This is a genomic window from Pseudonocardia hydrocarbonoxydans, assembly GCF_006539565.1.
Lineage (GTDB): Bacteria > Actinomycetota > Actinomycetes > Mycobacteriales > Pseudonocardiaceae > Pseudonocardia > Pseudonocardia hydrocarbonoxydans.
In genome coordinates this window covers 124,842-143,169 of record NZ_BJNG01000018.1, presented here as the reverse complement: position 1 = coordinate 143,169, position 18,328 = coordinate 124,842, and the positions used below count along the sequence as shown (strand labels likewise).

At 75.0% G+C, this 18,328-nt stretch carries 18 protein-coding genes and 1 pseudogene; 4 read left to right on the top strand and 15 right to left on the bottom strand.

Features of this window, described 5'->3' with window-relative positions; translation table 11 throughout:
• Positions 1-93 precede the first annotated feature (93 nt).
• Both PHY01_RS13275 and guaB read right to left on the bottom strand, forming a co-directional pair.
• Complete coding sequence (locus PHY01_RS13275; RefSeq protein WP_141278942.1) at positions 94-1,218, bottom strand: GuaB3 family IMP dehydrogenase-related protein; 1,125 nt, start codon at positions 1,216-1,218, stop codon at positions 94-96.
• 19 nt (positions 1,219-1,237) lie between these two features.
• Positions 1,238-2,740: an IMP dehydrogenase gene (guaB, locus tag PHY01_RS13270; protein WP_141278941.1), complete on the bottom strand. Its 1,503-nt coding sequence runs from the start codon at positions 2,738-2,740 to the stop codon at positions 1,238-1,240.
• Positions 2,741-2,867: 127 nt separating this feature from the next.
• Here guaB and PHY01_RS13265 point away from each other — a divergent pair, with 127 nt between their 5' ends.
• Complete coding sequence (locus PHY01_RS13265; protein WP_170183801.1) at positions 2,868-3,254, top strand: DUF5319 domain-containing protein; 387 nt, start codon at positions 2,868-2,870, stop codon at positions 3,252-3,254.
• Between the two features lie 63 nt (positions 3,255-3,317).
• On the opposite strand, the gene PHY01_RS13260 is transcribed toward PHY01_RS13265, so the two are convergent.
• From PHY01_RS13260 to PHY01_RS13240, 5 genes are all read right to left on the bottom strand, one after another.
• Positions 3,318-4,382: an anti-sigma-D factor RsdA gene (locus tag PHY01_RS13260; RefSeq protein WP_141278939.1), complete on the bottom strand. Its 1,065-nt coding sequence runs from the start codon at positions 4,380-4,382 to the stop codon at positions 3,318-3,320.
• Positions 4,383-4,949 (bottom strand): sigma-70 family RNA polymerase sigma factor, encoded by a 567-nt coding sequence (locus PHY01_RS13255; RefSeq protein WP_141278938.1) that lies wholly within the window; start codon positions 4,947-4,949, stop codon positions 4,383-4,385.
• 271 nt (positions 4,950-5,220) lie between these two features.
• Positions 5,221-5,817 carry a response regulator transcription factor gene (locus tag PHY01_RS13250; protein WP_075942692.1) on the bottom strand — a complete coding sequence of 199 codons (597 nt, stop codon included), beginning with the start codon at positions 5,815-5,817 and terminating at the stop codon, positions 5,221-5,223.
• Positions 5,818-5,983: 166 nt separating this feature from the next.
• Positions 5,984-6,787: a hypothetical protein gene (locus PHY01_RS13245; RefSeq protein ID WP_141278937.1), complete on the bottom strand. Its 804-nt coding sequence runs from the start codon at positions 6,785-6,787 to the stop codon at positions 5,984-5,986.
• A gap of 155 nt (positions 6,788-6,942) precedes the next feature.
• On the bottom strand, positions 6,943-8,013 hold the full coding sequence (locus tag PHY01_RS13240) for a MerR family transcriptional regulator (RefSeq protein WP_141278936.1): 1,071 nt from the start codon (positions 8,011-8,013) through the stop codon (positions 6,943-6,945).
• A gap of 136 nt (positions 8,014-8,149) precedes the next feature.
• Between PHY01_RS13240 and PHY01_RS13235 the strand changes: the two genes are divergently transcribed.
• Positions 8,150-8,467 (top strand): WhiB family transcriptional regulator, encoded by a 318-nt coding sequence (locus tag PHY01_RS13235; protein ID WP_141278935.1) that lies wholly within the window; start codon positions 8,150-8,152, stop codon positions 8,465-8,467.
• Between the two features lie 95 nt (positions 8,468-8,562).
• Here the strand turns inward: PHY01_RS13235 and groL are convergent, their stop codons facing one another.
• Both groL and groES read right to left on the bottom strand, forming a co-directional pair.
• Positions 8,563-10,188 (bottom strand): chaperonin GroEL, encoded by a 1,626-nt coding sequence (groL, locus tag PHY01_RS13230; protein WP_141278934.1) that lies wholly within the window; start codon positions 10,186-10,188, stop codon positions 8,563-8,565.
• Between the two features lie 98 nt (positions 10,189-10,286).
• A complete protein-coding gene (gene groES, locus PHY01_RS13225; protein WP_013677399.1) occupies positions 10,287-10,577 on the bottom strand; it encodes a co-chaperone GroES in 291 nt (96 codons plus the stop codon).
• A gap of 214 nt (positions 10,578-10,791) precedes the next feature.
• Here groES and PHY01_RS13220 point away from each other — a divergent pair.
• Positions 10,792-12,399: pseudogene (locus tag PHY01_RS13220) on the top strand (alkaline phosphatase D family protein).
• An 82-nt stretch (positions 12,400-12,481) separates the two neighbouring features.
• Positions 12,482-13,243: a sulfite exporter TauE/SafE family protein gene (locus PHY01_RS13215; protein WP_141278933.1), complete on the top strand. Its 762-nt coding sequence runs from the start codon at positions 12,482-12,484 to the stop codon at positions 13,241-13,243.
• Here the strand turns inward: PHY01_RS13215 and tsaD are convergent, their stop codons facing one another.
• From tsaD to alr, 6 genes are all read right to left on the bottom strand, one after another.
• A complete protein-coding gene (gene tsaD / locus PHY01_RS13210; RefSeq protein WP_141278932.1) occupies positions 13,244-14,281 on the bottom strand; it encodes a tRNA (adenosine(37)-N6)-threonylcarbamoyltransferase complex transferase subunit TsaD in 1,038 nt (345 codons plus the stop codon). It lies immediately after the preceding gene.
• The gene (gene rimI / locus PHY01_RS13205) at positions 14,278-14,742 is read right to left on the bottom strand and encodes a ribosomal protein S18-alanine N-acetyltransferase (RefSeq protein ID WP_141278931.1); all 465 of its coding nucleotides are present in this window, start codon (positions 14,740-14,742) and stop codon (positions 14,278-14,280) included. Before rimI ends, tsaD begins: the two co-directional genes overlap by 4 nt.
• Complete coding sequence (gene tsaB / locus PHY01_RS13200) at positions 14,739-15,398, bottom strand: tRNA (adenosine(37)-N6)-threonylcarbamoyltransferase complex dimerization subunit type 1 TsaB (protein ID WP_141278930.1); 660 nt, start codon at positions 15,396-15,398, stop codon at positions 14,739-14,741. Before tsaB ends, rimI begins: the two co-directional genes overlap by 4 nt.
• Positions 15,399-15,512: 114 nt before the next feature.
• Entirely contained in the window at positions 15,513-16,034 is a 522-nt protein-coding gene (gene tsaE / locus PHY01_RS13195; protein WP_141278929.1) for a tRNA (adenosine(37)-N6)-threonylcarbamoyltransferase complex ATPase subunit type 1 TsaE, read from the bottom strand.
• Positions 16,031-17,179, bottom strand: coding sequence for an alpha/beta fold hydrolase (locus tag PHY01_RS13190; protein ID WP_141278927.1), 1,149 nt, complete (start codon positions 17,177-17,179; stop codon positions 16,031-16,033). The genes tsaE and PHY01_RS13190 overlap by 4 nt, the downstream gene beginning before the upstream one ends.
• Complete coding sequence (gene alr, locus PHY01_RS13185) at positions 17,176-18,321, bottom strand: alanine racemase (RefSeq protein WP_141278925.1); 1,146 nt, start codon at positions 18,319-18,321, stop codon at positions 17,176-17,178. Before alr ends, PHY01_RS13190 begins: the two co-directional genes overlap by 4 nt.
• Positions 18,322-18,328 lie beyond the last annotated feature (7 nt).

Here is an 18,328-nt window from a genome sequence, read left to right as displayed (position 1 = left end):
CGGCGCCCGCCACGGCCGTCCACGACCCGCGAGTGCCGCATCCGTGTCGGTCCGGCTGCGCCGGCGCGGCACTCACGTCGCTGTCGTCCCGGCTCAGCCCCGGACGGTCAGCCCCACGCGCTGGAACTCCTTGAGGTCGGAGTACCCGGTCTTGGCCATCGCCCGGCGCAGCGCCCCGAACAGGTTGACGGTGCCGTACGGGCTCGAGCTCGGCCCGAACAGCACCTCCTCCAGGCTGCGCTCGCCCGGCCCGAACCCGGTGACCTCCGAGCGGGGCAGCGACGGGTGGGCCACCGAGGAGGTCCAGTACAGGCCGCCGCCGGGCGAGTCGGCGGCGTCGGCGAGCTGCTCCCCGAGCATGACGGCGTCGGCCCCGCACGCGATGGCCTTCGCCAGGTCGCCGGAGCCGGTCATGCCGCCGTCGGCGATGACGTGGACGTAGCGGCCGCCGGTCTCGTCGAGGTAGTCGCGGCGGGCCGCGGCGGCGTCGACGATCGCGGTCGCCATCGGCACGCCGATGCCCAGCACCTCGTCGGTGGTGGTGGCGCTGGACTCCCCGTACCCCACGATGACGCCGGCCGCGCCGGTGCGCATCAGGTGCATCGCGGTGCGGTAGTCGCCCACCCCGCCCGCGACGACGGGCACGTCGAGCGAGGCGATGAACTCCTTGAGGTTGAGCGGCTCGCCACCGGACACGTGCTCGGCGGAGATGATCGTGCCCTGCACGACGAGGATCTCGACGCCGGCCGCGAGCAGGTCGGGGGTGAGCTCGCGGGCCCGCTGCGGGCTGACCCGTGCCGCGACCGTCACCCCGGCCTCGCGGACGGTGCGCAGCGCCTCGGCCAGCAGCGTGGGCTGGATCGGGGCGGCGTGCAGCTCCTGGAGCAGGCGGACGGCTGCGGCCGGGTCGTCGGACTCCGCGGCCTCGACCACCCGCGCGAGCGCACCGTCGGCGTCGGCGTGCCGGGCCCACAGGCCCTCCGCGTTGAGCACGGCAAGGCCGCCCAGCTTCCCGACGGTGACGGCGCTGGCCGGGGAGACCACCGCGTCGGTCGGGTGGGTGATCAGCGGGATCTCGAAGCGGTAGGCGTCGAGCTGCCAGGCGGTGGACACCTCCTGCGAGCTCCGCGTGCGCCGCGAGGGCACGATCTCGACCTGGCCCAGGTCGTAACTCCGACGGGCCTCCCGGCCCATCCCGATCTCCACGAGGTCACGCACGTGCAGCAGGGTAGACGGCCTACCTCGCGGCGTAGTTGGGCGCCTCGACCGTCATGGTGATGTCGTGCGGGTGGCTCTCCTTGAGCCCGGCCGCGGTGATACGCACCAGCTGCGCCTGCTGCAGCTGCGGGATCGTGTCGGCCCCCGCGTAGCCCATGCCCGAACGCAGCCCGCCGGTGAGCTGGTGGACGACCTGCGAGAGCGGCCCCCGGAACGGGATGCGCCCCTCGATGCCCTCGGGCACCAGCTTGTCCTCGCTGAGCACGTCGTCCTGGGCGTAGCGGTCCTTGGAGTAGGACTTGGCACCCTCGCGCGCGCTCATCGCCCCGAGCGAGCCCATGCCGCGGTAGGTCTTGTACTGCTTGCCGCCGACGAGGATGAGGTCGCCCGGCGACTCCGCGGTGCCGGCGAGCAGGCTGCCCAGCATCACCGTCGACGCCCCCGCCGCGATGGCCTTGGAGATGTCGCCGGAGTACTGGATGCCGCCGTCGCCGATCACCGGCACGCCCGAGGCCGCGCACGCCAGCGAGGCCTCGTAGATCGCGGTGATCTGCGGCGCGCCCACCCCGGCGACGACGCGCGTGGTGCAGATCGAGCCCGGCCCGACCCCGACCTTGACGGCGTCGGCCCCCGCCTCGACGAGCGCCGCGGCTCCCGCCCGGGTGGCGACGTTGCCGCCCACGACGTCGACCTCGCCCACCTCGGCGCGCAGCTTGGCGACCATCTCCAGCACACGGCGGGAGTGCCCGTGCGCGGTGTCGACCATCAGCACGTCGACCCCGGCCTCGACCAGCCCCATCGCGCGGGCGTAGGACTCCTCGCCGACGCCCACCGCCGCCGCGACGACCAGCCGGCCGTCGGGGTCCTTGGTGGCCAGCGGGTACTTCTCGGTCTTGTTGAAGTCCTTGATCGTGATGAGCCCGCGCAGGATGCCGTCGCCGTCGAGGATCGGCAGCTTCTCCAGCTTGTGGCGGCGCAGCAGGCCCAGCGCGGCCTCCGCCGAGACGCCCACCCGCGCGGTGATCAGCGGCGCGTGGGTCATCACCTCGGACACCGGACGGCTGTGGTCCATCTCGAACCGCATGTCGCGGTTGGTGATGATGCCGACGAGCCGGCCGCCCGCGTCGGTGACCGGCACCCCGGAGATCCGGAACTTGGCGCACAGCGCGTCGACGTCGGCGAGGGTGGCCTCGGGCGAGCAGGTGACGGGGTCGGTGACCATCCCGGCCTCGGACCGCTTCACGACCTCGACCTGCGCGGCCTGCTGCTCGGGCGAGAGGTTGCGGTGCAGGGTGCCCAGCCCGCCTGCGCGGGCCATCGCGATCGCCATCCGCGCCTCGGTGACGGTGTCCATCGGCGACGACACCAGCGGCACCTTGAGGCGCACCCGGCGGGTGACCTGCGTGCTCGTGTCGACGCTGCTGGGCACCACGTCGGATTCGGCCGGCAGCAGCAGCACGTCGTCGAAGGTCAGGCCCAGCATCGCGAACTTGGGCGGCAGACCGGCGGCCTCGCTCGTCATCGCACCTCCACCTCGCCGATCACGGCACGCTGCCGCCTGTGCCGCCATCGTATCCGCGCGCACACGCAGCGACGCGCCGGTCGGGCGAGGGCCTGCCCACAGATCTCCGGCACCCACGCCGAGTAGGATCGGCGGGGTGCCACCTGACGCGCTGCCGCCGGACCCGTTCGCCGGGGATCCGCACGACCCCGCGCTGTCCCTCGACGGCCCCGAGCCCGAGGACGCGGAGGAGCTGAGCGACGTCGAGCGCGACGAGATCGTCGCCGACCTCGCCGACCTCGCCGTGTACCAGGCCCTGCTGGAGGCCCGCGGGGTCCGCGGCATCGTCGTCGACTGCGGCGACTGCGGCGAACAGCACTTCCACGAGTGGAGCCTGCTGCGCGCGAGCCTGCAGCAGCTGCTCGACGAGGGCCAGATGCGCCCGCACGAGCCCGCCTTCGATCCCGACCCCAGCAGCTACGTCACGTGGGAGTACTGCCGCGGCTACGCCGACGCGGTGCTCTCCGACTCCTGACCCGCCCGTACGTCGAACGGCCCCGGCCCCCTCGCGGGGACCGGGGCCGTTCGGCGTGACCGGTCAGGATGCGGTCGGGGTCTCCGACCCGGACGCCGTGGGCGTGCCCTCGCGGGTGGCCGTGGAGCCGAGGCCCTGGCCCGTCGTGGTGGTCGGGTCCGCGCCGCCCTCGGTCGTGGCGGGCGGCGGGGCCTGGGTGTCGCCGGGCGGGACGGACCCGCCCGGACTCGGGGTGGGACTCGGCGTGACCGTGGCACTGGTGGGACCGGCGTCGAGCGGGCTGACCCCGGGGTCCGCCGACGTCGTCGGCGAGGTCGCGGACGAGCCGGGCGTCGTCGTCGCGGGCGCGGGCGGGGCACCCTCGGCGGCGGCCCGTGGCGGGACCCGGCGCTGCGGGTCGGCGGCCAGCGGGGTGCCCGGCTGGATGCGCTGGCCCTGCGGGGTCTCGGCCGCCTTGGCCTCCAGGAAGCTCGCCGTGTCGCTGAGCTCGACGAGGCCCTCCTCGATCCGGATCGCGGCGAGATCCTCCTCGGCCGCGGCCAGGACCTGTGCCGCCACCGCGGGCTCGCCGCGGGTGAGGGCGTCCTTGGCCTGGTCGATGCGCGACTCGACGCGCACGGCGGCCTCGACGGACTCCGCGCGCTCGCTGTAGAGGACCCGGGACACCTCCCACAGGGAGTCGCCCGGGCGGGCGTCGGCCGCGCCGTAGGAGACGCCGCCGATCGTAAAGACGATCATCGCCGCGGCGGCCGCGAGCGGGAACAGGTGACGGGCCCGGCGCCCGGCCGGGCGGGACGCCGCCTGCACCGTGGCCATCGCCGTGTCGAGGTCGACGAGCTCGGGGAGCGGCTCGGAGTCGACCTCGGAGCGCCACGAGGCGAGCAACGCGACGACCTGGTCGTCGGCGTCGTAGCCGTGCACTCCCGGGGTGGAGACGGACATGCCGGCCGCGAGCGCGCTGATCAGCTCGTCGTCGGCCTGTACGGCCACGAGATCGATCGGGCCGTCGGCCAGCTCGTCGAACGGGACCGGGCGGGCACGCATCCCGTCGGGACGGAAACCGTTGGTGCCGTTGGTGTGCGGCCGGCGAGGACTCGTCCCGCCGAAACCGCGTCGTTCGTCCTGCATCTAGACCACCCCCTCGGGCATCGACTTGCGAAGCCGGGCCAGGGCCCGGTGCTGTGCCACCCGGACCGCTCCGGGTGTGGAACCGACGGCCTCGGCCGCCTCCTCCGCCGACAGACCCACCACGACGCGCAGTACCAGGATCTCGCGCTGCTTCTCGGGGAGCTGGTCGAGCAGGCGCGCCATCTCGCCGGACAGCTCGACGCGCAGCGCCCGCTGCTCCGGCCCGTCCGCGGTCTCGACCGAGTCCGGCAGATCGGCGAACGGGTCGGACTTGTTGCGCGTGGACGCCCGGTGGGCATCGATCACCTTGTGCGAGGCGATGCCGTAGACGAAGGCGAGGAACGGGCGTCCCTGCACCCGGTACCCCGGTAAGGCCGTCAGCACGGCCAGACACACCTCCTGCGCGACGTCGTCCGCGGAGGCGAACGAACGCTCTCGCCCCAGCCTCGCGCGGCAGTAGCGCACGACCAGGGGTCGAATGATGGCGAGCACGCGCCCGACCGCAGCCCGGTCTCCCGCCATGGCGCGGGTGACGAGCTCGTCGGGAACGTCTGTCGTCTCACTCATCGCACTGTGTCGTCCGGGCGTTACGCAGCATCTTCGATCTCATCCGTTCGTGAGGCCGACCACGGAGAGTGCTCAACCGTGCCCTCAGTGCGGTCCACCGTAGCGAAGGGCCGGGGACCGCCGACGCGGGTCCCTCGACAGGAGGACGCACGGGGACGCCGCGGAGTTGCCCGGGAACCGTCACCGGGCGGACATGCGAACGGGTGCGTGGCCGCCGGTCGGCGGCCACGCACCCGTGTGGAGCTGGGTCGTCCCCTGGGGGACTCGTCCCTTAGGAGACCAGGCCGCGGCGGAAGCCGTGCGCGACGGCCTGGGCGCGGTCGCGCACACCGAGCTTGCGGAACAGCCGGCGCGCGTGGGTCTTGACCGTGTCCTCGGACAGGTAGAGCTCGCGCCCGATCTGCCCGTTGCTCTTGCCCTGGCTCATCCCGCGCAGCACCTGCAGCTCGCGCTCGGTGAGCTGGACACCGGGGTCGGTGGGAGCCCGCGGCGTGGGCACGGCCGTGCTCGCGAGCGTGTGTGCGAGCGCCGCCACCAGTTCGGGACGCGAGGCGTCCCAACGCAGGTAGCCGCGCGCGCCGCCCGCGATCGCGGCCGCGATGCTGCCCGCGTCGTCGGGGGCCCCGAAGACGATCACGTTCGCCTGGGGGTGGGCGGCGACCAGACGCCGCGTCGCCTCGACCCCGGTGGGCACCGCGCGCTGGGTGCCGACCAGGACCACGTCGACCGGCTGCCGGGAGAACCGGGCCAGCAACTCGTCCCCGTGCGCAACACAATCGATCCGGTGCACCCCCGGCACCGCGGACATCACGCGGGTCAGGCCTTCGCGGACGCTGCGACGATCGTCGCAGATGAGTACCGTCGTCACGACGATTCCTTCCTGCAGCTTCCTGCAGCCGGGTGATGTGTCACCCCACGCATCGGCGGGTGACCGCTCCACCTTGACACGATCAGGGCCCATTTGTGCCCTCCATTCGGGAGAGTTGCGCCGAGTGGCACTCGTCATGTGGGTGACGAAGTTCCGAATGGAGTAATTACATTACCGAGGTCCGCGCGGACGCCCGCACCGGCTCCCCCGTCAGACCCCTGCCCAGGGGATCACTGAGCTGGTAGAGCACGCTCGCCGTCCGTGCCGCGGCGTGTCGTCGGCGCGCCGTGCCGTTCGGCCGGCCGTTCGCCGCTTCGGGCGACCGGTCGCCCGCTCGGTCGTTTGCGTTCGGTGACGATCCGGTCACGGTCGGACCACCGAGCGTGTCGGCCAGGTCGGCCGCCGCCAGCCGGGCGGGACCCGACAGGGGGAACAGCCCGGCCCCGTCGGCGGCCTCGGCGATCGCATCCAGCTCACCCAGCACTGCTCCGTCCGGGTGAGCGACGGCCCGGACGACGGCCAGCACGAGCCGGGACTTGACGACGTGCCGTACCGACCCGGCCTCCCGCGCCCGCTCCAGCGCCCGCTCCGCCGGCTCCAGCCCGCGGGCCGCGACGCCCGCGTACAGGGCGGCCTCCGCACGCACCCAGCCGATGCGCACCGCCGTCCGCCAGGACGGGTGCCCCACGGCCTCGGCGGCGTCGAGCAGCCGACCCGCCACGGGGTCGCCCAGGCCCAGCGCGTCGGCGGCCAGCCCCACCAGCGCGTCGACGCCCGCCGCGGCCGCGTCGGTGCCGTCCGGGCACCGCGGCGCGGCAGGCGCGGCCGCCGCCAGCCGCAGGCCGCGGCCGTCGAGGGGGCGGGCGAGGGCGTGGCCGCCCCGCTGCCGGCGGTGGGCGGCCAGGGTCACGGCGGCGTGCGCGGCGACCGCACCCGGGACCCGCGGATCGGCCAGCAGCCCCTGCAGCACCGTCGCGGCGGCGGCGAACCTCCCCTGGCCCCCGTGGACGACGGCCGCGCACCACCGGTCGGCGGGAGAGGCGCCCGGGCCGATCCGGACCAGCGCGTCCGGCCCCGGACCGAACGCCGCGGCCCGCAGCGCGGCCGACGGCGCGGCCGCCCCGCTCAGACCAGCACCGCCGCGACGAGCTGCCGGCCGGCGTCGGACAGCGAGGCGAGGGACCCGACCCGGGGCGGCAGCGGGACCCCCGCCCATCCCGGGCCGGCGACGAAGGTGCGGAAGCGCGGTCGGGTGCGCGGCAGCGACCGCAGCAGGCCGACGTCGGCGCTCTGCGGCAGCTGTGACCACAGCACGATCGCGGCGGGCGCCGTCCGCCGGACGGCGGCGACCAGTGCGTCGGAGGGCAGGTTCGCGCCCATCGCCCGGGACTCGACGCACCGGTGGGCCAGTGACGCGGCCAGCGCCGTCAACGGCAGGGTGTGGAACTCCCCCGGCATCCCGGCGAGCAGGACCGGCCGGGGGTTGCGCGGAGCCGGTGCCGCTGCGGCGTGCCGCCCGAAGACCGTGATCACGCACTCGCTGATCAGGTGCTCGATCTCGATGCCCGCACCGGTGTCGGCCCAGCGCTGGGCCACCGCGGCCAGCACCGGGCGGGCCACGGCGTCCCAGGTCTGCTCGACACCGTCCGCCGCGATCGACTCCTCGAGCAGCCGGCGGATCGCCGTGGCGTCCAGGGCCAGCGCCGCGCGGCCCATGCCGCGCGCCGCCCGTCCCGCGCCCGGCAGGCGCAGCGCGCGGCCGCCCACGCGGACCCGGGTGGCGGCCCGGCCGTCGCCCGCGTGGTCCGACAGCAGCAGCGGACCGCCGTCGTCGGACGCGTCGAGGGCGCCCGGCGCCCCGGGCGCGGGCGGCAGGCGGCGGGGGCCGTCGGCGTCTGGCCGGGGCAGCCGGGCGGACCGGGCGTAGGCGGCGGCGTCGACGGGCGAGGCGCCGCGCAGCAGGGCGTGCTGCATGAGCTCGAGGCGCGCGACGTCGTCGGCGGTGTAGCGGCGGTGGCGCCCCGGCACGTGCTCGCCGGGGCCGATCCCGTAGCGGCGGTCCCAGGTGCGCAGCGTCGACGGGGCGATGCCCAGCCGGCGGGCGACGGCCGCGACCGAGAGCCGGGCCTGCTCCGGCGGGGCGGGGTCGTCCGGGCCCGGGTCGCCGGGGGCGTCCGCCGACGGCTCGGGATGCATCCGCTCATGGTGCGGGGCCGGTAGGGAGAAGAGCAACACCACCCCGATCGATATCGCACTTGAACAAGGTTTGGCGCGGTTCTAGGATGGGGACTCCGGGACCGTCGGAACGGTCGTCGTTGGAGGGGTGGTCGTCGTGGCGGACATCAGGAGGCTCCCGGTCCCGGTCACGGACATCTGGGACTGGCAGATGCACGGATCGTGCCGCGGGATGGACAGCGGGGAGTTCTTCCATCCCGAGGGTGAACGGGGCCCGGCGCGGGCCAACCGCGAGATCCGGGCGAAGCAGATCTGCGAGGCCTGTCCGGTGCTCGAGCAGTGCCGACGGCACGCGCTCGCCGTGCAGGAGCCCTACGGCGTGTGGGGCGGCCTGTCGGAGTCCGAGCGCGACGACATCATCCGCGGCCGCGAGCGCACCCTGAAGATGGCCGAGCGCGAGCCCACCCCCCGCTGACGCCCGGGGCAGGCGCCGCGGCGGCGCGCCGGCTCCGAGACAGCGAACGGGCCACCTCCGATCCGGAGGTGGCCCGTTCGTACGTGCGGGTGGGGCTAGTGGCCGTGCCCGTGGCCGTGACCGCCACCGGCGGGAGCCGGCGGGGCCTCGACGGGCTTGTCGACGACGGCGCTCTCCGTGGTGAGCACCATGCGCGCGATCGACGCGGCGTTGACCACGGCGGAGCGCGTGACCTTCACCGGGTCGATGACGCCGTCGGCCAGCAGGTCGCCGTAGGTGAGGGTGGCGGCGTTGAAGCCGTGGCCCCACTCCTGCTCGGCGACCCGGTTGATGACGACCGAGCCCTCGAAGCCACCGTTGGCGGCGATCCAGAACAGCGGCGCCGACAGGGCCTTGCGGACGATCGAGACGCCGGTGGCCTCGTCGCCGGTGAGGCCGAGGCCGCCGTCCAGCGTCTTGGCCGCCTGCACCAGCGCGGAACCGCCGCCGGGCACGATGCCCTCCTCGACCGCGGCCCGGGTGGCCGACACCGCGTCCTCGATGCGGTGCTTGCGCTCCTTGAGCGCGGTCTCGGTGGCCGCCCCGACCTTGATCACCGCGACGCCGCCGGCCAGCTTGGCCAGCCGCTCCTGCAGCTTCTCGCGGTCCCAGTCGGACGTGGCGTCCTCGATCTCGCGCTTGAGCTGCGCGACCCGGTCGTCGACGGCGCTCTTGGGGCCACCGCCCTCGACCAGGGTGGTGGAGTCCTTGGTGACCACGACGCGCCGGACCGTGCCCAGCAGGTCGAGACCCGCCTCGGACAGCTTGAGGCCGACCTCGGCGTTGATGACCGTACCGCCGGTGGCGATGGCCAGGTCCTCCATGAACCACTTGCGGCGGTCGCCGAAGAACGGCGACTTGACCGCGGCGACCTTGACGGTCTTGCGGATGGAGTTGACGACCAGCGTCGAGAGCGCCTCGCCCTCGAGGTCCTCCGCGATGATGAGCAGGGGCTTGCCGTCGGCGAGCACCTTCTCCAGCAGCGGGAGCAGGTCGGCGATGGCGCCGATCTTGTCGCGGTGCAGCAGGACGTAGGCGTTCTCCAGCACCGCCTCCATCGACTCCGCGTCGGTCACGAAGTACGGGGAGAGGTAGCCCTTCTCGAACTGCAGGCCCTCAGTGATCTCCAGCTCGGTGGCGAGCGTGGAGCCCTCCTCGATGGTGATCACGCCGTCCTTGCCGACGGCCTTGAGCGCCTCGCTGATCAGGTTGCCGATCTCCTGCTCGCGCGAGGCGATCGTGCCGACCTGGGCGATGTGCTCCTTGTCGTCGACAGGGACGGCCTTCTCCCGGAGGAAGTCGGCGACGGCCTCGGCGGCGGCGGAGATGCCCTTGCCCAGCGCCATCGGGTTCGCACCCGCGGCGACGTTGCGCAGGCCCGCGGCCACCATGGCCTGGGCGAGCACGGTGGCGGTGGTGGTGCCGTCGCCCGCGACGTCGTTGGTCTTGGTGGCGACGGTCTTCGCGAGCTGGGCCCCGAGGTTCTCGAACGGGTCCTCGAGGTCGATCTCACGGGCGATGGTGACGCCGTCGTTGGTGACGGTCGGCCCACCGAACTTCTTGTCGATGACGACGTGCCGGCCGCGCGGGCCGAGGGTGACCTTGACCGCGTCCGCGAGCTGGTTTACCCCACGCTCGAGTGCGCGGCGGGTCTGCTCGTCGAAGCTGATCTGCTTCGGCATGTCCTGCCTCTCTGGGATCTATCCGGGACAAGCGACCGCCCCGGTGGCCCGCTCGGTCGAGGGACCACCGGGGCGGCGGTACTACAGAACTGCCTGCGTCAGTTGACGACCGCGAGCACGTCGCGCGCGGAGAGGATGAGGTACTCCTCGCCGTTGTACTTGACCTCGGTGCCGCCGTACTTGGAGTAGATGACGACGTCGCCGACGGCCACGTCCAGCGGGACGCGGTTGCCGTTGTCGTCGATACGGCCGGGGCCGACCGCGAGGACCTTGCCCTCCTGGGGCTTCTCCTTGGCGGTGTCCGGGATGACGATGCCGGACGCGGTCGTGGTCTCCGCCTCGCTGGCCTGGACGACGATCTTGTCCTCGAGCGGCTTGATGTTCGCCACGACGATGACCTCCCCTTCGGGGTGTACGTGTATCGGCTCTGATCGGATGAACGCGAGACCACCGGGTTCCCCGCCGCCGCGGGTGCCGGGGTGCCGGGGTGATCTCGGCGTGCGTTGGCACTCTACCCACGAGAGTGCCAATCCCTCAACGGTGGCCCACCGTTCACCGGGTCGAGCCACGCGGTCCACTGCGCGCACCATCGGGTGGCCGAGGCTGCCGGTCGTGACCGACGACGCGAGCACCGCCACCGACCGCCGATCCGTCCTGCGGGCCGGACTCGCCGCCTCCGCCGTGCTGGCCGCCCCGGCCGGCCTGCTGGCCGCCTCCCCCGCGGCGGCCGGCCCCTCCGCGACGGCCCGCCGGGGCGATCCGTTCACCCTCGGCGTGGCCTCCGGCGAACCCTCTCCCGAGGGGTTCGTGCTCTGGACCCGCCTCGCCCCCGACCCGCTGGCCGAGGACGGCCTGGGCGGTATGGGCGAGCGGCGCACCGACGTCGAGTGGGAGCTGGCCGCCGACGAGCGCTTCCGCCGGATCGTGCGCCGGGGCGTCGGGACGACGGGGCCGGAGCTGGGGCACAGCGTGCACGTCGAGGCGGCCGGGCTGGCGCCGGGCCGCGAGTACTTCTACCGCTTCCGGGCCGAGGGCTCCATCTCCCCGACCGGGCGGACCCGCACCGCGCCCGCGGCGGCCTCGATGGTGCCGCTGACGATGTGCTTCACCTCGTGCTCGCAGTACGAGCACGGCTTCTTCACCGCCTACGCCCGGCTCGCGCAGGACGAGCCCGACCTGGTGCTGCACCTGGGCGACTACCTCTACGAGTACGCCGCCGGGGAGTACGTCGCGCCGCAGGGCAACGTGCGCGACCACCTCGGCCCGGAGACCTCGACGCTGGCAGGCTACCGGCAGCGGCACGCCCAGTACCGGACCGACGCCGACCTGCAGGCCGCGCACGCCGTCGCCCCGTGGCTGGTGGTGTTCGACGACCACGAGGTGGAGAACAACTGGGCCGGCGACGTGCGCGAGCTGCCCGAGGACCCGCCGGGCCCGTTCGCGCCGCGGCGGGCGGCGGCGCTGCGGGCGTACTGGGAGAACATGCCGCTGCGCGCGGCCCAGCGCCCGTCGGGGGCCGACATGCGGCTGTACCGCAGCGTCGGCTGGGGCGCGACGGCCGCGTTCCACATGCTCGACACCCGCCAGTACCGCACCGACCAGCCGTGCGAGGACACCTTCCCCGCCGACTGCGACGCCCGCACCGACCCGGCCGCGTCGCTGCCCGGCTCCGAGCAGGAGCGCTAGCTCGCCGAGCGGTTCGCCACCTCCCGTGCCCGGTGGGACGTGCTCGGCCAGCAGGTGTTCTTCTCCCAGGTCGATCTCGTGCCCGGCGGGGCGCGCGGGTTCAACCCCGACGCCTGGGACGGCTACACGGCCTCGCGCGACCGGGTCGTCGACTCCTGGGTGGACGCCGGGTCGCGCAACGTCGTCGTCCTCACCGGCGACGTGCACGCGCACTGGGCGGCCGAGGTCAGGCGGCGATTCGACGACCCGGCGTCCCCGGTGGTCGGCACCGAGCTCGTGTCGAGCTCGATCACCTCCGGCGGCGACGGCTCCGAGACGCGGGAGGACACCGCGGGGCAGCTCGCGGACAACCCGCACATCCGGTTCTTCAACGACCGGCGCGGCTACGTCCGCACCCGGTTCACCGCCGACGAGCTGACGGCCGAGTTCCGCGTGCTGCCCTACGTGCAGGAGGCCGGGGCGCCGGTCGAGACCCGGGCGACGTTCGTCGTCGAGGACCGGCGGCCGGGGCTCGAACCCGCCTGACGTGGCGTACGCCCTAACCGCTCCCGCCCATCACGGAGGAGGGTGCGGGAGCGGGCACCGGGGCCCGCCGGGAGGGGGCCCGATGAGCACGCTCGACGTGGTGCTGATCCTGCTCGCCGGGACCGCGGCGGGGGCGATCAACGCCGCGGTGGGCTCCGGGTCGCTGATCACCTTCCCCACGCTGCTCGCACTGGGTTACCCCCCGGTGCTCGCGAACGTCTCCAACAACATCGGGCTGGTGCCCGGCGGTGTCGCGAGCGTGTGGGGCTACCGCCGGGAGCTGGCCGACCAGCGGCGCAGGCTGCTCGTGCTCGGGTCGATGTCGGTGCTCGGCGGCGCCACGGGCGCGGTGCTGCTGCTCGTGCTGCCCGACTCGGCGTTCCGGGCCGTGGTGCCGGTGCTGATCGCGGTGGCCGCGCTGCTGGTCGCGGTGCAGCCCTGGATCGCCCGGGCGCTCGCCCGGCGGCCCGGGCGGACCGGGCGGCCCGACGTCGGCCCGGCCGCGCTGGCCGCGACCGCGACCTGCGGGGTCTACGGGGGCTACTTCGGCGGCGCGCAGGGCATCCTGCTCGTCGGGCTGCTGGGCACCGTGATGACCGAGACGCTGCAGCGCCTCAACGCCCTCAAGAACGGGCTCGTCACCTGCGTCAACGCCGTCGCCGCGGTGACCTTCCTGGTCGTGGCCCCGGCGCAGGTCGACTGGCGGGTCGTCGCGCTCATCGCGATCGGGTCGTCGGCGGGCGGGCTGCTGGGGGCGCGGGTCGGGCGCCGGCTGCCCCAGCCGGTGCTGCGCGGGGTGATCGTCGTCGTGGGTCTCGTCGCGATCGTGAACCTGCTGCTCTGATCAGGACACCAGCACCTCGGTGACCGGCATCGACGAGTCGGCGGGCAGGTCGAGCGGGCTCGCCTGCGCACCGCTTACGAGCAGGTGCGCGCCCAGGGCCGCCACCATCGCCCCGTTGTCGGTGCACAGGCCCGGGCGCGGGACGCGCAGCGCGAGGCCGGCGACGTCGCAGCGCTCCTGGGCCAGCGCGCGCAGCCGGGAGTTGGCCGCGACCCCGCCGCCCAGCAGCAGCGTCTCCATCCCCCGCTCGCGGGCCGCCCGCACGGCCTTCGCGGTGAGCACGTCGACGACGGCCTCCTGGAAGCTCGCCGCCACGTCGGCCACCGGCACCGGCGTGCCGGCCCGCTCCAGCGCCTCGACGTGCCGGGCCACCGCGGTCTTGAGCCCGGAGAAGGAGAAGTCGAACGGGGCGTCGCGGGGGCCGGTGAGCCCGCGCGGGAACGCGATCGCGCGGGGGTCGCCGTCGCGGGCCACGCGGTCGACGTGCGGGCCGCCGGGGAACGGGAGGCCGAGCAGGCGGGCGATCTTGTCGAACGCCTCGCCCGCCGCGTCGTCGATGGTGGCGCCCAGCGGCGTGACGGGGCCGGCGACGTCGGGCACGTCGAGCAGGCTGGAGTGCCCGCCCGAGACCAGCAGCGCCAGGCACGGCGGCAGCGGGCCGTGCTGGAGCGTGTCGACGGCGACGTGCGCGGCGAGGTGGTTGACGCCGTAGAGCGGCACGTCCCACGCGGTGGCGTAGGCCTTCGCCGCCGCCACCCCGACCAGCAGCGCACCGGTGAGCCCGGGCCCCGCCGTGACGGCCACGGCGTCGACGTCGCGGGCGGTGACCCCGGCGGTGGCGAGCGCCCGGCGCACCGCGGGGACCATCGCCTGCAGGTGCGCCCGCGAGGCGACCTCGGGCACCACCCCGCCGAAGCGCGCGTGCTCGTCGACCGAGGAGGCCACCTCGTTGGCCAGCAGCTCCGGGGCGGCCCCGTCGTGGCGGACGACCCCGACCCCGGTCTCGTCGCACGAGGTCTCGATACCGACGACGATCACCGGGCGTCCCTCCGCATCGTGTGGGCGTCGGCCCCGCTGGGCCGGTAGTAGCGCCTGCGCAGGCCGACCACCGAGAAGCCCTCCGACTCGTAGAGCGCCTTGGCCACCGCGTTGTCGGTGCGGACCTCCAGGAACACCGTGGCCGACTCCGCGTCGGCCACGGCGAGCAGCTCCCGCAGCAGCGTGCGGCCGATCCCGCGGCCCTGGTGCGACGGGTCGACGCCGATCGTGTGGATCTCGGCCTCCGCCTGCGGCGGACCGGCGACGAAGGCCAGCCCGGCGTAGCCCACGAGGGTGTCGCCGTCGCGGGCGGCGCGGTAGAGGTGGCCCATGCGGACCTCGTCGCGGAAGGCGCGCTCGCTCCACGGGTCGTCCTCGGGGAACAGCAGCTTCTCCAGCTCGGCGCAGCGGGGCGCGTCGTCGGGACGCAGGTCGTCGGTGCGGGTGGTGGCGGGGCTCATCGCGCGCTCACCTTCTTGCGCGCACCCGGCTCCGCGGCGTCGGGGCGGCGCAGGTACAGCGGCTCGAGCGGGCCCGGCTCGACACCCGCCCGCACCGCGGCCGCCGCGACCGCGACCAGCCCCCGCGGCGACGGGGCCGCGGGCTCGCGCACCGGCCATCCCAGACCGGGCGCCGACCCGCCGGCAGCCGCGACCGCGGGGAGGCCGCGCCCGACCAGCGCGGCAGGGGACTCCACGTGGGGCCCGTCCCGCCGCGCCCCCGACCCGTCGTAGAGCGCCCAGTACACCTCGCGACGCCGGGCGTCGGTGACGACGACGAACGGGCCCGGCCCGGCGACGTCGGCGGCGATCGCGTCGAGGGTGCACACGCCGTGCACGGGCACCCCGAGCGCGTCGCCCAGCGCGGCCGCCGTGACCATCCCGACCCGCAGCCCGGTGAACGGGCCCGGCCCGGCCCCGACGACCACCGCGCCGACCTCGCGCAGCGCGATCCCGGCGCCCGCGCACGCGGCGAGCACGCCGGGCATGAGCAGCTCCGCGTGCTTGCGCGGGTCGTGCACGACGTGGACCGAACGGGGCACGACCGCGTCCGCGGTCAGCTCGACGACACCCGCGGTGACGGCGGGTGTGGCGGTGTCCAGGGCGAGCACGTGCATCCGCCCAGGTTACGAGCGCGGGCCCGGGCCCGTCCCGAGGGGCTGCCCGCCTGTGGACGACTCCCGGCGATGTGGACAACTCACGGTCGTCGACGCCGTCCGGGGCGGGGGTCGTCAGGGGTGGGCCGCACCGTCGCCGCCATGAACCGATCCCCCGAACACCTCGTCCGGACCCGCACCGACCCGTGTCACGGTCGCCGTGCGCACGTCGTCGGGGCGGCGGTGCAGGCGCACGAGCAGGTGCCGGGCCGAGAGCCGCTCGGCCACGCCCTCGCCCCATTCCACGGCCACCACGGCGTCGGCCAGCTCGGTGTCGAGGTCGAGGTCGTCGAGCTCCGCGGCCACGTCGGCGGCCATCCCGAGGCGGTAGGCGTCGACGTGCACGAGCGGCACGCCGCGCGGACCGGCCCGGTGCTCCCTGGCGATCACGAAGGTCGGCGACGTCACCGGTCCGCTCACCCCGAGGCCGCGGGCGAGCCCCCGGACCAACGCCGTCTTGCCCGCGCCCAGCGGGCCCGAGAGCACCACCAGGTCGCCCGCGCCCAGGCCGGCGGCCAGGCGCTCGCCCAGTGCCTCGGTGTCGGCGACGCCGGGCAGCTCGAGCACGGCGCCGTCCGCGCCGTCCGGCGCGCTCACGCCCGCCGCCGGAACCGCCGGGGCCGGGCACGGCCGGTGGTTGGCTCGGCGACGATCCGGGCCGCGCTGCGCTGCAGCAGCCCGACCAGGGCCTCGTCCATCGTGGCGGGCTGCTCCAGCATCGGCAGGTGCCCCACCCCGGGGAAGCGCACCAGCACCGCGTCGGGCAGCTCGGCCGCGAGCCGCTCGGAGTGCGAGAACGGGATCACCCGGTCGGCCTCGCCCGCCGCGACGAGCAGCTCGCACCCGGCCAGCGCGGGCAGGGCCGCCACCCGGTCGTGGGTGCCGACGGTATCGACGAAGTCGGTCAGGGCGTCCACCGCGTTGGAGCTGATCATGGTGTCGACCAGGTCGACCAGCCAGGGGGCCACGCTCCGGTCGCCGTACGCGAAGCTGCGCGTGATCGCCCAGATGAGGTCGCCCGCCACCCCGCGCACGACGTCGACGAGCCGGGGCTGCAGCCGGGCGAGCAGGCCGACGCCCCGGGTCAGCGGGTTGTGCCGCGACAGCAGCGCGCCCTGCAGCCCGGCACTGGCCACCTCCCCGGCCGACGTCGAGACCAGCGCCACCCCGAGCACGCGCTCGGTGAACAGCTCGGGCCGGTGCTCGGCCAGCGCCATCAGCGTCATGCCGCCCATCGAGTGCCCCACGAGCACCAGCGGGCCCTCCGGGGCGAGCGCGCGGATCACGGCGTCGAGGTCGCGGCCGAGCTGCTCGATCGTGCAGCTCTCGCGCGGCGCCCGCTCCGAGCGCCCGTGGGAGCGCTGGTCGTACAGCACCAGCCGCACCGCGGGGTCCACCAGCTCGGCCAGCGACCGGCGCTGGAAGTGCCAGGTGCGGCGGTCCAGGGCGAAGCCGTGCACGAGCACCACGGTGAGCACGGGGGCGTCGTCCGGGCCGTCGGAGAGGTCGATCTCCTCGCACGACAGGCGCACCCCGTCGTCGGCGGTCACCGACGACGCCTCGCCCGGTGGCAGCACCCCGGGCTCCGAGGCGCCCTCCGACATCTGCGTGGCGAGCCTGCGGCGCGCCGAGGCGATCTCCCGGCGCTTGCGCGCGGCCGCGCCCACGGCCACGCCGGTGGCCGCGGCGCCCACCACGCCGCCCGCCACACCGACGGTCTGCCAGACCCCGGGACGCTTCACGCCTGCCCCACCACCGTGCGAGTCACCCGGGAGCCGTGCACGCCCGTGGCGATCTCGTAGTGGATCGTGTCGAGCTCGTCGGCCCACTCCTGCGCGGTGGGCCCGCCCCCGTCGCCCGGGCCGAACAGCACCGCCCCGTCACCCGTGCGGACGTCGGCGTCGGGCCCGCAGTCGACCACGAACTGGTCCATGCAGACCCGCCCCACCACCGGCCGCGACCGGCCTCCGATCGACACCCGCATCCGCCCGTTCCGGTTCAGTCGCCGCGGCACCCCGTCGGCGTAACCCGCGGGCACCAGCGCCAGCGTCGTCTCCGCAGGCGTGGTCCACTCGTGGCCGTAGGACACGCCCTCGCCGGCGGGCACCCGCTTCACCAGCGCCACCCGGGCCCGCAGCGTCATCGCCGGGCGCAGGGGGCTCTCGTCGACCGGCCGGTCGAGCGGGTCGAGCCCGTACACCGCGATGCCCGGCCGGACGATGTCGAAGTGCAGGTCGGGGCGCGTGAGCGTGGCGGCGGAGTTGGCGAGGTGGCGCAGCGGCGACAGGCCGCGGTCGCGGGCGGCCTGCCAGGCCGTGGTGAGCCGGGCGGCCTGCCGGTCGAGCGTCGGGTGGTGCGGGGCGTCGGCGTGCGCGAGGTGCGACCAGACGGCCACCACCTCGCACGACCCGTCGGCCGCGGCCTTGGCGGCGTCGTCGAGCAGGTCGGCCCACGCGGCGGCGGGCGCGCCGTTGCGGGACAGCCCGGTGTCGATCTTGAGGTGCAGGCGGGCCGGGCGTCCGGTCGACCGGGCGGCGGCCAGCACGGCGGCCAGGTGCTCGCGCGAGGCCACCGACAGGTCGACGTCGGCGGTCAGCGCGGCCGCGAAGTCGTCGTCGGGCACGTGCAGCCAGGACAGCAGGGGCGCCGTGATGCCGGCCGCGCGCAGCTCCAGCGCCTCCTCGATCGTGCAGACGCCCAGCCAGGACGCCCCGGCCGACAGCGCGGCCCGTGCCACCGGTACGGCGCCGTGGCCGTACCCGTCGGCCTTCACCACGGCCATGACCTGGGCATCCGCGGCCGCGGTGGCGAGCACCCCGATGTTGTGGCGCACGGCGTCGAGGTCGATCACCGCCTCGACCCGGGCCGTCCCCGACGAAGTCACGCCCGCA